The organism is Paenibacillus whitsoniae (assembly GCF_003955665.1).
GTDB classification, from domain to species: Bacteria; Bacillota; Bacilli; order Paenibacillales; family NBRC-103111; genus Paenibacillus_E; species Paenibacillus_E whitsoniae.
This window is the reverse complement of record NZ_RXHU01000024.1, coordinates 25239-41341: the sequence shown is the minus strand read 5'-3', so window position 1 is coordinate 41341 and position 16103 is coordinate 25239. Positions and strand designations below refer to the sequence as shown.

Annotated in this window: 11 protein-coding genes; 10 read left to right on the top strand and 1 reads right to left on the bottom strand. The window is 53.2% G+C overall.

Going from position 1 to position 16103, the window contains the following annotated elements; translation table 11 throughout:
- The first annotated feature begins 1 nt into the window (after window position 1).
- The 5 genes from EJQ19_RS09530 (at window position 2) to EJQ19_RS09510 (ending at window position 8337) form a co-directional block, all read left to right on the top strand.
- Complete coding sequence (locus EJQ19_RS09530) at window positions 2-616, top strand: flavin reductase family protein (RefSeq protein WP_126141053.1); 615 nt, start codon at window positions 2-4, stop codon at window positions 614-616.
- Between the two features lie 172 nt (window positions 617-788).
- Window positions 789-3155: an alpha-L-rhamnosidase-related protein gene (locus EJQ19_RS09525; RefSeq protein ID WP_126140978.1), complete on the top strand. Its 2367-nt coding sequence runs from the start codon at window positions 789-791 to the stop codon at window positions 3153-3155.
- Window positions 3156-3360: 205 nt separating this feature from the next.
- Window positions 3361-4392 (top strand): Delta(5) desaturase DesA, encoded by a 1032-nt coding sequence (gene desA / locus EJQ19_RS09520; protein ID WP_126140977.1) that lies wholly within the window; start codon window positions 3361-3363, stop codon window positions 4390-4392.
- Window positions 4393-4537: 145 nt separating this feature from the next.
- Window positions 4538-5161, top strand: coding sequence for a TetR/AcrR family transcriptional regulator (locus EJQ19_RS09515; RefSeq protein WP_126140976.1), 624 nt, complete (start codon window positions 4538-4540; stop codon window positions 5159-5161).
- 65 nt (window positions 5162-5226) lie between these two features.
- On the top strand, window positions 5227-8337 hold the full coding sequence (locus tag EJQ19_RS09510; RefSeq protein WP_126140975.1) for an MMPL family transporter: 3111 nt from the start codon (window positions 5227-5229) through the stop codon (window positions 8335-8337).
- A 55-nt stretch (window positions 8338-8392) separates the two neighbouring features.
- On the opposite strand, the gene EJQ19_RS09505 is transcribed toward EJQ19_RS09510, so the two are convergent.
- Window positions 8393-8941 carry an NADPH-dependent FMN reductase gene (locus tag EJQ19_RS09505; RefSeq protein WP_126140974.1) on the bottom strand — a complete coding sequence of 183 codons (549 nt, stop codon included), beginning with the start codon at window positions 8939-8941 and terminating at the stop codon, window positions 8393-8395.
- Window positions 8942-9188: 247 nt separating this feature from the next.
- Here EJQ19_RS09505 and EJQ19_RS09500 point away from each other — a divergent pair, with 247 nt between their 5' ends.
- From EJQ19_RS09500 to EJQ19_RS09480, 5 genes are all read left to right on the top strand, one after another.
- Window positions 9189-10121: an ABC transporter permease gene (locus EJQ19_RS09500; RefSeq protein ID WP_241242822.1), complete on the top strand. Its 933-nt coding sequence runs from the start codon at window positions 9189-9191 to the stop codon at window positions 10119-10121.
- A gap of 23 nt (window positions 10122-10144) precedes the next feature.
- Window positions 10145-11026 (top strand): carbohydrate ABC transporter permease, encoded by an 882-nt coding sequence (locus EJQ19_RS09495; RefSeq protein ID WP_126140972.1) that lies wholly within the window; start codon window positions 10145-10147, stop codon window positions 11024-11026.
- A gap of 137 nt (window positions 11027-11163) precedes the next feature.
- Window positions 11164-12750, top strand: coding sequence for an extracellular solute-binding protein (locus EJQ19_RS09490; protein WP_126140971.1), 1587 nt, complete (start codon window positions 11164-11166; stop codon window positions 12748-12750).
- Between the two features lie 103 nt (window positions 12751-12853).
- On the top strand, window positions 12854-13891 hold the full coding sequence (locus EJQ19_RS09485) for a response regulator (protein ID WP_126140970.1): 1038 nt from the start codon (window positions 12854-12856) through the stop codon (window positions 13889-13891).
- Window positions 13892-15736, top strand: a complete 1845-nt coding sequence (locus EJQ19_RS09480; protein ID WP_126140969.1) for a cache domain-containing sensor histidine kinase — start codon at window positions 13892-13894, stop codon at window positions 15734-15736. It abuts the gene before it with no gap.
- The last annotated feature ends 367 nt before the right edge of the window (window positions 15737-16103 follow it).

Sequence of the window (16103 nt, the reverse complement as noted above, 5' to 3'; positions counted from 1 at the left end):
GATGCGTGCGATTGATCCAGCAGCGCAAAGCGAACGGGACAATTATAAGCTGCTGATCGGCAGCATTATTCCAAGGCCGATTGCGTTCGTGACGACGCTGTCGGAGGGCGGTGTGCTGAACGCAGCCCCGTTCAGCTATTTCACGATTGTCACCGCGGACCCACCGATGGTCGCGGTGTCGGTCCAGCGCAAGCAAGGTGTTCGCAAGGACACCTCGCGCAATGCCGTCACGACGGGGGAGTTCGTCGTGCACATCGCGGATAGCTCCTATATCGGAGCTATCAATACGACCGCCGCGCCGCTCCCTCCGGAGGAGAGCGAAGCGGCGCTGGCGGGGTTGACGCCGGCGGCGAGCCTCGCCGTCGCCGTGCCCGGGATCGCCGAAGCCTCCATCCGCATGGAATGCGTGCTGGAGCAGGCGATCCCGCTCGGCGGCACCGCGGATGCGCCGGCCGCCGATCTGTTGATTGGCCGCGTCGTGCAGTTTCACGTCGCGGAGGATGTGATCGATGACCGGGGTCACATCGATGCTGGCCGGCTTCAGCCGGTAAGCCGCCTCGCCGGCAACAGCTATGCGAAGCTCGGCGAGCAGTTCGAGCTGGAGCGGCCGGTATGACGGCTGCACATGGATCCGCCCATTCCCACAGTCGAGGGGAATGGGCTTTTTGTGCGATCGGCTGTACATGTTAATCCGGCGAAGAAGTGTAGATTGCTGCAGCGACTTATCGTCGGTAAGGTAAGTCTGAAAAGCAATGAAGTGAACACTTGGATGGGAAGGGGACTCCATCATGACGAAACCTTGGGAACAGACGCCAGCTTGGCGCTGCCGTTGGGTGACTTGCCCGGAAGCGGGACGGCCTCCCTTCGTAACCATGTATCGCTGTACATTTACACTAAGTGAAGCGATTCGAGTGCGTATACATGTATCGGGAGACGAAAGGTATGAGCTTTATCTGGACAGGCAACGAATCGGTCGGGGAAGCGAACGGGGGGATCGCAGCAATTGGTTTTATGAAACCTACGAGGTTGAGATCGCCGCAGGGGAACACCAATGGATAGCGAGATGCTGGGCGCTGGGGACTTACAAGCCTTGGGCGCAGGCCAGTGTACAGCCCGGTTTCCTGCTTAGTCCGGAAGAGGAGGCGCTCGAGCCTCTGATGGGCACCGGGATTGCCCGGTGGGAGACAAAGCCTATGCTCGGCTATCAGTTCATTCCAACGCCTTCCGGTATCGGCACAGGCGCCAAGCTGGACATTGACGGCGTTGCCTTCGACTGGGACGCGATGTCGGGAGAAGGCGGCGGTTGGGTGCTTGCGCAGCCTGGGGAAGATGTTGTGCTTAGAGCGAATAACTATCATCTTTCATCCGTGCAGCGCCTGATGCGCCCGGCTGTTCTGCCCGCGATGCAGGAGGTTCGGTTCTATCCGAAAACGGTGCGATATATTGCGGAGGCCGGTGTGTTGGAAGCCGGCAGCCAGCCGATCGACACCGGCCGTGATCTATCAGAGGAGCACGCGCACTGGAGCGGCCTCTTAACGGGCAACCCTGTGGAGGTGCCGGCGCACACCCGCAGGCGTATCCTTTTGGACTTAGGCGACTATTATTGTTTGTATCCGGAACTCGTCGTATCGGGTGGGAAATCCGCGTTTATTCGGCTGCATTGGGCAGAGGCTCTTTATGAAGGGGAGACCAGCGAAAGGAAAACGAAAAGGGACGAGCTTGCAGGCAAATGGTTTCGCGGCGTTGGGGATACGTTTCGCCCGGATGGAGGAGCGTTCCGCAAGTTTGACACGCTATGGTGGCATGCAGGGCGGTATGCAGAGCTCATCATCGAAACAGGAAGCGACGCGCTCTGTCTGGAAGAACTGCGTTTACTGGAAACAAGATACCCTCTAGTCATGGAAGGTGCTATCCACAGCAGCGATGAACGATTAAATCGAGCGATGGCCGTATCGTTCAGAACGCTGCAAATGTGTTCGCATGAGACGTACATGGATTGTCCTTATTGGGAACAGCTGATGTATGTGGGAGATACGCGCATTCAGTCGCTGGTGACCTATGTCAGCACGCTTGACGACCGCTTACCGCGGAAGGCGCTGGAGATGTTCAACGCTTCCCGGAACAATCATCTGGGCCTGGTCAACTGTGCTTACCCGGATCAAACGGGGAAACATATCTCGACCTTTTCGTTTTGGTGGGTGGCGATGGTCTATGATTATGCTTTATGGCGAGGAGACCGCGAGTGGGTACGTCACCTGATGATCAGTGTCCGGGATGAATTGGAACGTCTGCTAAGCTCTCGCGCACCAAGCGGTCTAGTGAAGCTGCCTGTGGCGTGGAACTTTCTGGACTGGCAGACTTCGGATAACGAGGCTTGGAGCCATGGCGAACCGCCGGCTGGGCCGGATCGGCTGAACGCGGCTTACAATCTTTTGATCGTTCATGTTTTGGAGTTAACGGCCAAGTTGGAGGTCTATCTGGGCGAGGATGAGTTGGCAAGCAGAGCACGGCGAAAGGCCAAAGAATTAGGCGACCGGGTCCAGATGATGTTCTGGAACGAACAAAGAGGATTGTTCGCCGACGACACGGATCATCGACAGTACTCCGAGCATGCCCAAGTGCTTGCCATCCTTTGTGAGGGCACAGACCTTGAACGCTCTCGTCGTCTAATACCTGCCATGCTGCAGGGGGATGATGTCATGCGCACAAGCATTTATTTCGATCATTATACGCTAGAGGCGCTTGCCGCATCGGGGTACGGGGATACGATCATGGACCGACTCCACCCTTGGCTTCATATGGAGGAGGAGGGGCTCCGGACAACGCCGGAAATTTTTCTAGCCGAGACACGTTCAGATTGTCATGCTTGGGGGGCGCACCCGATTTACCATTTCTATACGAATATGCTGGGCATTCGTCCGGCATCGATGGGCTTTGCCACGGTTGTGATCCGTCCGCAGCCTGGTCCTTTAACCTGTTTGCGCGGTAAAATGCCGCATCCAAAAGGTTTTATTGAGGTGAAGGTAGAGCGCGAAGGGGAGGATTGGATGATTGACATCCAACTTCCGCAAGGGTTGCCGGGTACGTTGGTCTGGAGCGGGAAGGACTGTGTATTAGCGGAAGGTCGGAATCGTTTTCAATTCGGGATAAAGTGACGAAACGAAACGAAACGTTCATCTTTCTTGCACTTACTTATATTGCATTTTACAAGGGAGTGCTTCAACAGTATGATGAGGGGGCAGCAACTAAATATTTTCTGTGAAAACGGGAACCCATTTGGCATCGCGGCGTAGTACATCGAATGAGTAACGATACCAAATACTATCTGCGGTTTGACGCGGAGTGAGGGGTTCATAGTTAATGACAATGAAAAAAACCGGATGGCGAGCAGACATCGCGCCTTATGAAAAACCGCAATGGAAGATGAGCATGTGGCAGATTGTGAATACGGTAGGCCCATTCCTGGTACTATGGGTTTTGGCTTTTCTTAGTCTGTCGGTCTCAGTCTGGTTGACATTGCTGGTGGATGTGCTTGCAGCCGGGTTTTTAGTACGCATTTTTATCATTTTTCACGATTGCTGCCACAAATCTTTTTTTCGAAATAAATGGGCGAACGAAGCGGTTGGCACGCTAATGGGCATTTTGACGTTTGTCCCCTTTCATCAATGGCGGCATACGCATGCCGTGCATCACGCTTCCAGCGGCAATTTGGACCGGCGGGGAGTAGGGGACATCTGGACGCTGACCGCGCAAGAGTATGTGGAGGCATCCAGACTCCGCAAATTGACGTACAGGTTGTATCGCAATCCGGTTATCATGTTCCTGGTCGGCCCGATTTATATTTTTCTGATCGATTATCGATTTAACCGGAAGCGCGCGGGGATGAAGGAACGCATGAATACGTATTTGACTAACGCGGTGATTGTTGGCACATGTGGATTGCTGATCTGGGGCATCGGCTGGCAATCCTTTCTGCTGATCGAAGGACCGATGTTCCTGCTTTCCGGCATGGCCGGGATTTGGCTGTTCTACGTGCAGCACAACTATGAAGAGACCTACTATGAGAACGAGACGGAGTGGGACTATGTGAAAGCGGCGATGCACGGCAGTTCTTTTTATCGCCTGCCAAGGGTGCTGCAATGGATCACCGGCAATATCGGGTATCATCACATTCACCATTTAAGCCCGCGCGTTCCGAATTACCATCTGGAGAAAGCGCATCAGGCGAATGAAGTACTTCGCGACGTGCAGACGATTACTCTGAGGACAAGTCTCCAGTCTTTGAAGTTTCGGATTTGGCATGAAGAGAAGAAACGATTCATTACTTTTCGCGAAATGAAGGTTATGAAAGTCAAGCTTCCGCAGATGAAAGCGGCGGTGAAGCTCGACTAACAACTGTCGCCGCTTGGCTATACGCTGGGGGCGCTTTTTTTTGCTGCAATTTTGCCATAAACTCACATTGTCCACCAGTTGAATTCCTCGCAGCCCAGCAGTATAATACCAACTATGACGTCAAACAGTAAACAGGTGTTTATTAATGCAGATTCTAAAAGATGAAGTCAAACGCAGCATATGCACAGCGGCTTTGGCGGAGTTCAAACAGCACGGCTTCCTCAAAGCGTCGATGCGGCAGATCGCGGAAGCGGCGGGCATGACACCGGGGAACATTTATCGCTATTTTAAAAGCAAAGAGGATCTGTTCGGCGAACTGCTGCAGCCCGTCTACGAAGAGCTGACGATGGCGATGGGCACGATTAAGCAGGAAATCGACGGCAGCTTGTGCGTAGAAGTGAAGGATCATTTGAGCTTTTTGCGCCAAATCGATGCGACGCTGATCCGGCTGTTTCGCGAGTCGAGCACGGAGCTGAACATTTTGCTGAACCTCAGTGAAGGCTCGGAGTATCGGGCGGTGAAGGGCGATCTGGTTACGCTCGTAAATCAGATTATGCTCGATGTGTACGGCACGATGAGTGAAGTGCCAGGTATGCTGTCGCCGCGGGAGCAGGCTTCCGCACGGATGGTTGCCTCCACGATCATGGAGAGCATTTGCCTGATTTTGCGGGAGAATGAGGACGGCGATATGATTAAAATGCTGGTCGACGAGCTGCTCTTTATGTACTCTGTCGGTATCGGCGAAAAAATGAGACTTCGGCATACGTAAAATTTTTTTGACTCAATAATGAACAACTGTTTACTGCTTGGCAAGTTGGGATGGAGGAGACAAAGATGAAAAAAATCATACAATGGCGCTGGGCGATTCTAGCTTTGTGGCTGGCGGCGACCGTCGTGCTAACGGTGTTTCAGCCGGATGTGAACGCGATTCTCGGGCTGCGCGGCCAGGACCCGCTGAAGAGCGACAGTCCGTCGAAGGTGGCGGCGTCGATTGTGAACAAAATGAACGGCGTCGAAGGCACGAGCGATATTCTCGTGTTCCACAACCCGGATAAGTTGTCGCAAACGGATATGCAGGCGATTGAAGCGGGCATTGCGAGCATGAAAAAGCATCAGCAAGAGCTGGGCTTCGATCAGTTGCTTGATCCAATTTCAATGCCGGATGCCAAGTCATCGCTTATTTCGGAGGATGGCACGACGCTGATGGCGAGTTTTAGCCTGGATAAAAGGGGTCGCCACGTCGATGAGATTCAGAAGCAGTTCGATGAGGTTTTGGCCGATGTGAAGGTGCAGTACTACTTCTCCGGGGAAGATTTTATTCAAGATGACTATCTGAAAGCCTCCGAATCCGGTGTGGAAAAGAGTGCGATCCTGACAGTCTTGTTCATTCTGGTCGTGCTGATCGTGATGTTCCGGTCGGTCATCATCCCTGTCGTCTCGCTGTTTGCCGTCGGGGTCTCCTACATGGTGTCCTTCGGTATCGCGGCACAGCTCATCGACAAGTTCAATTTCCCGGTAACGAGCGTAACGCAGATGCTGCTCATCGCGATTTTGTTCGGGATTGGAACGGATTACAACATCCTGCTGTTCAACCGATTCAAAGAAGAGCTCTCGCATGGACGCTCCATTGACGATGCGATTCTGACGACGTATCGTACGGCGGGGAAAACGATTTTTTATAGTATTTTGACGGTGATTATCGCATTTGCCGGGCTGACGTTCTCGGACTTCGGCATCTATCAATCGGCCAATGTTGTGGCCATCGGCGCGGCGGTGCTGCTGCTGGAAATCGTCACGGTGACGCCATTCTTCATGAAGGTGCTGGGCGGCAAGCTGTTCTGGCCATCCAAAGGAACGTCCGGCCACGGCGAGAGCAAGTTCTGGGCAGGCTTGACGCGAACTGCGGTCAAACGGCCGATTGTGACGACGATGCTCATTCTCATTATTATGGTGCCGATTGCACTGCTGAATCATCAGAAGCTATCCTTTGATCAGTTAAAAGAGCTAGGCAACGGCTACGATTCCACGAAGGGCTTCTCCCTTGTGGCGGACCATTTCAGCCGCGGGCAGGCGCTGCCGACCATGGTCGTCATTGACAACGATCAGCCGCTGAATACGAATGACGGCATGGCGGCCATTGATAAGGTGACGGAGAAGCTGAAAAGCCTCCCTGGTGTCGACAAGGTGTCCAGCGTGACGCAGCCGCAGGCGAAGCCGATTGACGACTTCTATGTGTCGAACCAGACGGAGACGGTGGCCGAGGGCATCACCGCTTCGCAGAAGGGCGTCGATCAGATCCGCGACGGTCTGAACACGATGCAGAGCAAGCTGACCAGCCCGGATCTGTCCAGCGTGACGCAGCTCACGAACGGCACGGCGCAGGTGCAGGACGGCTATGTGCAGCTGGCTGCGGCGCTGAATCAGGTGGCGAGCGGCGTGGCGCAAGGCGCGGGCGGGGCCGGCGATTTGAAGGCCGGCATCGCGAAGTTGAAGGATGGCCTGGGGCAAGTTCAGGCCAATATGACGCAGCTCAGCGAGGGTCTGACGCAGCTGCAGCAAGGCTATGTCGGCGTGACGGACGGATACGCGCAGATTGAAGGGAAGTTAACGGACATTCAGCAAGGCCTTGCCGGGATGAATGCGTTGATTGGCGGGCTGGGCGCGAAGTATAGCGACCTGGCCGCCGACAGCGACTACGTCAAGCTGAAAGCGACGGGTGAGGGCTTGGCGTCCGGTCTGGCGCAGCTGACCGGGGGCTTGAAGGAGCTTGGCGCGAACGCTGCCAAGCTGAATGCGGGCTTCGCGGATGCCACGAAGGGCATCCAGCAGCTGGGTGACGCCCAGGCGCAGCTGGCGTCGGGTCTTGCGGCACTCGAGAGCGGCGCGGATGCGCTCGCGAAGGGGCTGGCGCAGGGCAGCGCAGGCAGCCGCGAGATCGCCGCGAACATGGCGAAGCTGAACGCTGCGCTGGGCAGTGTCAAAGACGGTCAGCAGAAGCTGAGCGACGGCTTGTCGGGGCTGGGTGAAGGTATGACCCAGCTCAAGGATGGCCTTGGCAAGAGCGGCGGCGGTCTCGGCGACGTATCCGACGGCCTCGGCAAAACGAGCGCGTTCCTGACGCAGCTCAGCGGCACGAAGACGTTCTTCCTGCCGAAGGAAGCGCTGGAGAGCGCGGATTTTGCGAAGTCCATGGACAATTTCATGTCCAAGGATCGCAAGATGACGAAGATGATCGTCATTCTGAAGGATGATCCGTATTCCTCGGAGGCCATGGATACGATTGAGGCCATCAACACCGAGCTCGCGGCCAGCATAAAAGGCACGGTGCTGGAAAAAGCGACGGTCGGCGCGGCAGGCCCAAGCTCGACAACGTATGACACGAATAAAGCGCAGCTGAAGTCGTTCAACTCGACGGCGGTCATCGTCATCATCGGCGTGTTCATCGTTTTGCTGTTCGTCATTCGCTCATTCTGGCCGGCGATCTATATCATTGGTTCGCTGCTCCTTTCGTACTATGCAGCGATGACATCGACGAACGTATTCACGAAGTATGTTATCGGAGCGGACGGTGTTTCCTCGTTCGTACCGTTCTTCTCTTTCATTATTATTATCGCGGTCGGCGTGGATTACAGCATCTTCTTGATGATGCGGTACAAAGAGCTGGGCCACATGTCGCCAGGAGCCGCGATTGTCGAAGCCGCGAAGCATATCGGCGGCGTGGTCATCTCCGCGATGCTGATTCTGGGCGGCACCTTCGCGACGCTGATGCCGTCGGGGCTGGTCTTGCTCATCGAGCTGGCGATCGCTTGTATTGTCGGTCTCGTGCTGCTCTGCTTCATCCTGCTGCCGATGCTGCTGCCGGCGCTGCTGGCGCTGCCGGAGTCGCTGCGCGCACGCAAGCAGGCAGCGAAAGGGCATGTGAAGGCGGAAAGCCAAACGGTGTAAGAATAAACTAAAAGAACCCCCTCAATGATGAGGGGGTTTTATGTGTTTCTATGACTTAGCGCAGCGTTTTCAACGCGCCGCTCCATGCGACAACTTGATCCAGCATGGCGTTGACATTCGCAAGATGAAGCTCAGCGGGTTTGAACGTGGAGTAGTTTTCAAAATCTGTAAACAACGACAAGGTTGGATGCACGCGTACATCGGCAATCAGCAGCTCGCCCAAAATGCCGCGCAAGTGTTCTGCCGCCCGCGCGCCGCCCGTAGAGCCGTAGCTCACGATGCCAGCTGCTTTGTTATTCCAAGCTTCGCGCGCGGAATCGAGCGCGTTTTTCAATGAGCCCGTAATGCTGTGATTGTATTCGGCCACGATGAAAACAAAGCCGTCCAAGGAGCCGATTTTTTCATTCCATGCAGCAAGTCCAGGCTCTTGTCCGGAACCTTCCCCAAGAAAAGGCAACTTGAACTCCGCGATGTCGACGATCTCATAGTCAGCGTCTTGTCTTTGATCTGCGATTTGTTTCACCCATTCGCCTACCTGCGGACTCACGCGTCCTTGGCGAGAACTGCCTAGAATAATACCGATTTTTAGCGCGTTGTTTGCCATCTGATCCATACCTCCACATAAAAGATAAGTAAATAGAAGAAAATTTGTTTCTTGTATAATTATAGCCTTCCCCCTGAGGGATGGGAAGGGGGCACTTTTTATATACCTAACCTAAAAAAAACACAAGTCCCCAAAAAGACATTCCATTGTTGCAAGCGTTGTCAACGGGTACCATAGAGCTATAACATCGACGATTTCAAGCGAAGGGGGCCAGAGGATGGCGATGAACGCGGAAGCGGTTGAGAAGATGAATCAGCGCGCGCAGGCGAAGAAGGGGAACGAATTCCTGCGGGCGTTTTGGAAGTATAGGGCGCTCTATTTGATCTCGCTGCCGGGGATCCTATATTTTATCGTTTTTAAATATGTGCCGTTGGTAGGATCTGTGATCGCGTTTCAGGATTACAACATTTTTGACGGGATTACGGGCAGCAAGTGGATCGGGTTCGACAACTTTACCCGGATGTTCGCGCATTACGATTTTCTTAAAATATTAAAAAACACGGTACTCATCGGGCTCTACGATCTCGTGTTTGCGTTCCCGGCGCCGATTATCCTCGCGCTCTTGCTCAATGAGCTCCGCGTGGTGCTGTACAAGCGTGTGCTGCAAACGATCGTGTACATGCCGCACTTCTTGTCCTGGGTCATCGTGGGCGGGATCGCGGTCGGTATTCTCTCCCCTTCCTCAGGCGCGGTGAATCAATTGCTGACATGGCTTGGTTTTGAACCGATTTATTTTCTTGGCGAAGAATCGTGGATTCGCACGGTGCTGATTTCGTCGGGTATCTGGCGGGATTCCGGGTACGGCACGATTATTTACTTGGCCGCACTCGCGGGTATTAACCCCGATCTGTACGAGGCAGCCGAGGTGGATGGCGCCAACCGCTGGAGACAGACAATCTCCATTACACTGCCTTCTTTGCTGCCGACGATTATGATTTTGTTCCTGCTGCATATCGGCAAGTTCCTGGATTTCGGGTTCGAGCGCGTGTTTGTTTTCCTGAATCCGCTTAACAAAGAAAACGGCGAAATTTTAGACACGTACATTTACACAGCTGGTTTGCTCGGTCAACAATTCAGCTATACGACGGCTATTGGCCTCTTTAAAGCACTTGTCGGCGTGATCTTCATCGTTATCGGCAACGTATTCAGCAAGAAAACGACGGGTGAAAGCTTGTACTAAACATTAACGGAGGTGGACGCATTATGAATCGCAAGCCGACAGCCGGTTGGCAAGTGTTCAATGGCTTCAATATCATTTTTCTCACGGTTTTATCGCTGGCGATGCTCCTGCCGTTCTTAAACGTGCTGGCCCAGTCGTTCAGTTCTTCGGAAGCGATTGTGAACGGGAAGGTCCTGTTTTCGCCGGTCGAATTTACATCAATTAACTATCGATATGTGTTCAGTGACGCTTCGATTTGGCGTTCTTTCGGGGTCACGGTGTATATTACGGTGGTCGGAACGTTGATTAACTTAATCGCAACAGCATCGCTGGCGTACCCGATTTCACGGCAGGAGTACAAAGGCAGCAAAGTCATCGTTGTGATGGTTCTGATTACAATGGTCTTTACGGCGCCGCTGATTCCGAACTTTATTTTGATGAAAAGCCTGCATTTGACGAACTCACTCTGGGCGCTTATGCTGCCTGGCGCAATCAGTGCCTTCAATTTTTTCGTGATGCGTTCGTTCTTCCTGCAAATTCCGAGTGAGCTTATTGACTCCGGCCGCATCGACGGCTGCTCGGAGCTGCGCATGATCTGGAGCATCATTCTTCCGCTGTCCAAGCCGGTGATGGCGTCTCTGGGGATTTTCTACGCGGTGAGCCATTGGAATACGTACCAAAGCGCCTTGTACTATATTTCTAAGCCGACGCTTTGGCCGCTGCAAGTAAAGCTGCGCCAGCTCATCCAGACAGATGACATTTCCATTGATCCGAACGCCGCGCAATTCAGCGGTCTCGCGCATATGGATCCGGAAGGTATCAAAATGGCGACAATCATTATTGCCACGGTGCCGATTATTCTGATCTATCCGTTCCTGCAGCGTCATTTCGTCAAAGGGATGATGGTCGGATCGGTCAAATCCTAAATTCTTGTGTTTTTTACACAATTCTAAAAAAATGACAAATCGAACTAAAGACTATCCATAGTACATGGATGTAAACGCTTTTACAATGAACTCATGAAAGCGCACGACACTCTAGCGACAAGAAAAGAGGGGTAGCAATGAAAAAGTGGATTCCGACAACGATGGCTGTTGTGATGATGGCCGGCATGCTGGCTGCTTGCGGCGAGAAAACCGAACAACCGGCTGCCAGCAGCGCGGCAGGTGCGGGAGCAGCAAGCGCAAAGCCTGCTGAGAAAACGAAGTTCTCCATTTCCTTGCGTACATTGGCATTTAACTACGTAGAGAAATCGCCTGACATCAACCAGGATAAATGGGTGAAAAAGCTCGAAGACATGACCAACACCGATATGAATATCGTGCTGGTTCCGCACAAAGAATATGAGCAGAAAATGATCCAAATGTTCGCAACGAACGACATTCCTGACGTGGTTCAGGGCAGCGGCGGCGTAAACGGGAAAGAAATGGCCGGTTCCGTGAAAGCGGGCGTTTTCCAACCACTTGACGAGCTGCTTCAAAAATACGGCCAAAATCTGCTGAAGAAAGTGCCGAAGGAAGCTTGGGACAATGTAACGTACAATGGCAAAATTTACGCGATTCCGGAATACTTGTCGAACCCTTCCCGCCGCGCGGTGTTTATCCGTAAAGATTTGCTGGACAAAACGGGCCTGGGCGTACCGAAAACGGTAGATGAGTACCTTGCGGTGCTTCGCAAGTTCAAGGAAATGGGCGTCGAGAACCCTTACATGGGCCGTGAGAACTTCAAGTATTCCGATACCTTCTTTGGCGCCTATGACGTGTTCCCTTATCTCTCGATGTTCGAAAAGCAAGGCGATCAAATTGTACCGAAATTTTTTGACACCGAGAATATGACGAAAGCGCTGCAAACGTACAAAACGATGTTTGACGAAGGCTTGATCAACAAAGAATTTGCAACGATCAACCCGACGGTGTTCAAGAACACGATCCTGGCCGGCAAAGCGGGCATGTGGTCGATGAATGCGAACGAAGTGCTGCAATGGGAAGCTCAGCTGAAAGCGACTGTACCTACTGGGGACATCGAGATTATCTCTGCGCCAACAGGCCCGGATGGCAAAGGCGGCCACTACTTGTACGGTCCGGTTACCCGTGCGTACTTCATTAACAAAAGCGTGAAAGATCCTGCCGGCATTATTAAATTCTTTGACTGGATGATGTCTGACGAGGCCGAGAAGTTCTTCACTTTCGGTATTGAAGGCGACACGTATAAGACTGTAGATGGCAAAATCGACTACAAGGCGCCGACAGAAGTGGCGGCGGTCGACGAGGAGCGCTACCGTCAATCTTTCTTGTGGCTGGTCCAAGATACGACGTATAATAAAGGTTCACTCAGCTTGACCGAAGACGGCAAGAAACTGATGAATATTTATGATACGACGCTCAAAAACGAAGGCCGAGACGGTATCCAATTTGAGCCTCGCCTTGATGCACTCACGAAGAACCCGGATATTGCTCCGCTTTCCGACCAAGCACCGCCTGTGATTTTGCAGCACATGGTGAAAATGGTGTACGGCAAAGAGCCGATCTCCGATTGGCCGAAGGTACTCGAAGAGTGGAAATCCAAGGGCGGCAATGATGTGATCAAGGAAGCCACTGAGAAATTCAATAGCAAAGACGGCGGCACAACGGTGTCGATGCCGCGTAAATAAGCTCAGGAACTGAGCAATGCACACTCCTCACGTACTGGTGTACGTGGGGAGCATGCTTTTCATCACCAGTCCGAAAGTCTACTCGCGAAGAGAGGAGCTCCTCATGTACCGCATACTCATTGTTGACGATGAACCGATGATACGCCGAGGGTTACAGAAATTAGTGGAACAATCGGAGCTGCCCATTGAAAGCCTCCGAACGGCTGATAATGGCGCTCAGGCAATGGAGCGGATTCAAGAGGAGCGTCCGGACTTTCTGTTTACAGACATTCGCATGCCCAAAATGGACGGGCTCGCGCTCTGCGAGCGGATCGCCGAAATGGATGCCGACATTCAGGTCGTCGTCATTTCCGGGTACGGCGATTTTGAATATGCGCAGAAGTGCCTGTCCTACGGAGTCAAGGAGTATCTCCTTAAACCCGTTAATATCAAAGCGTTTCAACAAGTGCTTGCAAAGCTGATTCAGAATAAAAGCAAGATCAGCTCCGAATCGTTCGTCGCCGTCACCATGCTGGAAGGCTGGGCGACGCAGCTGGAGCAGGCGGTGTGGCTGCTGCAGGAGGAAGAGCTGGCACGGTTGGTCGGAAGCATGAGCGTAGAGCTGTGTGGGTATAAGCTGAAGCTGAACCGATTCAGCGAAGTGCTGCAGGAGCTGCACATGCTCGTGCAGCAGCGCCTTAAGGCGCGCGACGTGTTCGGGGTGCAGGATGAGCTTGACCTGCAGGGCGCGGTGAGCGAGGAGGAACTGCTCGAGCGCTTCGAAGCGGCGGTGAGCGGAATTTTGCAAGAGCTGCGCGCGAAGCGTAAAGGCAAGCAGAAAGACCCCATCGAGGAAGCGAAGCAGTATATGGAGAAGCGGCTGGCGGAGGACGTCTCCCTGGAAGAGGTGGCCGAGTATGTCGGGCTGAACCCCTCTTATTTTAGCCAGCTGTTCAAGCAAAGCACGAATGAGACGTTCGTCCAGTACCGGACGCGGCGGCGGATGGAGAAGGCGAAAAAGCTGCTGGAGCAGCCGCAGTGGCGGATTACCGACATTTCCGGAGAGGTCGGGTACGCGGATCATCCGCATTTTACGAAGACATTCAAGAAATATGAAGGCTGCCTGCCCTCGGAATACCGGCATAAGATGGGGATTCGCTAGATGAAACGCAGAACCCTGTCGCGGCAAATTTATGCGTATTTTCTCATTGTGATCGTGCTGTCGCTCGTATCGGTGGGCGCGTTCTCTTATTTTCAGTCGTCCCGCAAGCTGGATGATCAGGCGAAGTTGTATATGGAGCAGATGGTGGACAGCGCGAATTATCAGACGGACAGCTATCTGCAGTCGTATGAGCTGCTGAGCAATGCGTTTTCGTCCAATTCGGACGTCAGGGCGTTCATGGAACTGAATCCGGATGATCCGTATGCGTATTATGATTTTTCGCGGCGGATCAAGGATTTTGCGCAAACATCCGTGACGTCGATTGTGACGCTTTATAAGCAACTCAATATGATCTATGTCACAGGCGAGCACGGTCGTTCTATCATTTATGAAAATCAAAATGTGCTCAATCTCGATCCGGTGCTGGTGAAGGAGAAATTCGATAAGTTGATGACTTCCACACCCTCAGATGGCAAGATCGCCCTGCTCAACATGAGCATCCGTCCCGTCGATGAGGGCTCCGTCGTCACGATGTCTGTCAAGGTGCGCGGGCCATCCTACGGGCCGAACCGGGGCGTCGTTGCTATTGAAATTAAGCTCGACGAGCTTGCAAAAACGTGGGATCGTGTAAGTTTGGGCAAGGACGGATTCTTTTTTATCATCGATGATACCGGCAAGTATATTTACCCTCCTGCGATGGGGAAGCGGGCGCCCATGGATGAGTTGGCTTCTGAAGCGCTGAGAAGCGGTAACCAGACGTTTATTACCAAATACAACGGTGAAGATCGGATGTTTGTCTCTCGCAAATCAGCCTACTCGGACTGGAATCTCGTCGCCTCCATGCCGGTTGCGGAGCTGCGCAAGCCGGCGGAGACGATTCGCACGACGACACTTGTTGTGGGCTTGGTGACATTGGTTGTGTCGCTTGGACTGGCGATCCGCTTCGGTCGTTCCATTATCGCGCCGATCCGCTGGCTCAAAGACAGTATGCGCGAGACGGAGAAGGGGAATTGGCAGTACATCGAGGAGAGTGGCCGTGCCGATGAGATCGGTGGACTCATTCACAGTTACAATCTCATGGTCACTCGTTTGCAAGGCATGATTGAGCGTGTGTATGAGGCAGAGCTGGAGCAGCAGAAAAACCTGCTCGAGCTCGGCGAGACGAAGCTGGAGCGGCAGCGGGCGGAGTTCCAGGCGCTGCAGCTGCAGATTAATCCTCATTTTCTATATAACACGCTGGAGACGATCAATATGTACGCCATCGTGCAAAATTCCGGCGAGATTACGGAGATGGTCGAGGCAATGGCCTTCATGCTGCGCTACTCGGTGCAGACGAATCTCGAGGAGATCACGGTGGCAAATGAGCTGAATCATGTGCGGAATTACATGATTATTTTGCAGCACCGCACGGACAGAGAGTTTGAAATTGATGTGGCGATACCGCCGGGTCTGCTGCTCGAGAAGATGGTGCGGCTCACGCTGCAGCCGTTGATCGAAAATATTTTCCAACATGCGTTCCCGGACGGGATTGAGGATCATCACACGATTCGTATTGATGCGAAGAAAGAAAGCGGCTTATTCCAGGTATTCGTGGAGGATAACGGCGTTGGCATGACACCGGAACGGCTCGCGGAGCTGCGGAAGAAGCTCAAGGAGAACCGGCTCGCGGAGCCCGAGGAGAGCGGCGCGAAGCGGGGCGGCGGCATCGGCCTCATGAATGTGCACCGGCGCATTCAGATGGTGTTCGGCGAAGCCTACGGCCTGTCTGTGGACAGCGAGCAAGGGCATGGCACCCGCATGACGATGACGATGCCGGAAACGGATCGGCCGCGGATGCGGGGGTAGGACCCGTGGCTGCTTATTTATGGTAAATCCCTTTGCGGAATGACGATTTGAGCAAATAAGATCTTGTTTACTATGAAAAAAATGTGTAGCGGTTGCCATGGAGCTTATTTCGCTTCCAATACGGCATTTCAAGTTCTAACGGTTGCGACAGCGCTTATTTGCTCAATAACCAGCAACATTTGACCGATTTGACCTAAATAGCCTCTGCTGCAACCGTTAGCCTTGGAAAAGTGGCGTTTAGTGCCAAATAAGCGCCAGGGCAACCGTTAGCGAATGAAGTGGTTGATCCGCAAGGCACCCAATGTCATGAAAGCCCTTGCCAAACCCTAAAATAAGACATCGTCGGTGTCTTATGCATCGAAGCTTA

Excerpts from the sequence above, each read along its gene's own strand:
- EJQ19_RS09530 (WP_126141053.1), top strand. The coding sequence starts at position 2 with ATGCGTGCGATTGATCCAGCAGCGCAAAGCGAACGGGACAATTATAAG.
- EJQ19_RS09525 (WP_126140978.1), top strand. The coding sequence starts at position 789 with ATGACGAAACCTTGGGAACAGACGCCAGCTTGGCGCTGCCGTTGGGTG.
- desA (WP_126140977.1), top strand. The coding sequence starts at position 3,361 with ATGACAATGAAAAAAACCGGATGGCGAGCAGACATCGCGCCTTATGAA.
- EJQ19_RS09515 (WP_126140976.1), top strand. The coding sequence starts at position 4,538 with ATGCAGATTCTAAAAGATGAAGTCAAACGCAGCATATGCACAGCGGCT.
- EJQ19_RS09510 (WP_126140975.1), top strand. The coding sequence starts at position 5,227 with ATGAAAAAAATCATACAATGGCGCTGGGCGATTCTAGCTTTGTGGCTG.
- EJQ19_RS09505 (WP_126140974.1), bottom strand. The coding sequence starts at position 8,941 with ATGGCAAACAACGCGCTAAAAATCGGTATTATTCTAGGCAGTTCTCGC.
- EJQ19_RS09500 (WP_241242822.1), top strand. The coding sequence starts at position 9,189 with ATGAATCAGCGCGCGCAGGCGAAGAAGGGGAACGAATTCCTGCGGGCG.
- EJQ19_RS09495 (WP_126140972.1), top strand. The coding sequence starts at position 10,145 with ATGAATCGCAAGCCGACAGCCGGTTGGCAAGTGTTCAATGGCTTCAAT.
- EJQ19_RS09490 (WP_126140971.1), top strand. The coding sequence starts at position 11,164 with ATGAAAAAGTGGATTCCGACAACGATGGCTGTTGTGATGATGGCCGGC.
- EJQ19_RS09485 (WP_126140970.1), top strand. The coding sequence starts at position 12,854 with ATGTACCGCATACTCATTGTTGACGATGAACCGATGATACGCCGAGGG.
- EJQ19_RS09480 (WP_126140969.1), top strand. The coding sequence starts at position 13,892 with ATGAAACGCAGAACCCTGTCGCGGCAAATTTATGCGTATTTTCTCATT.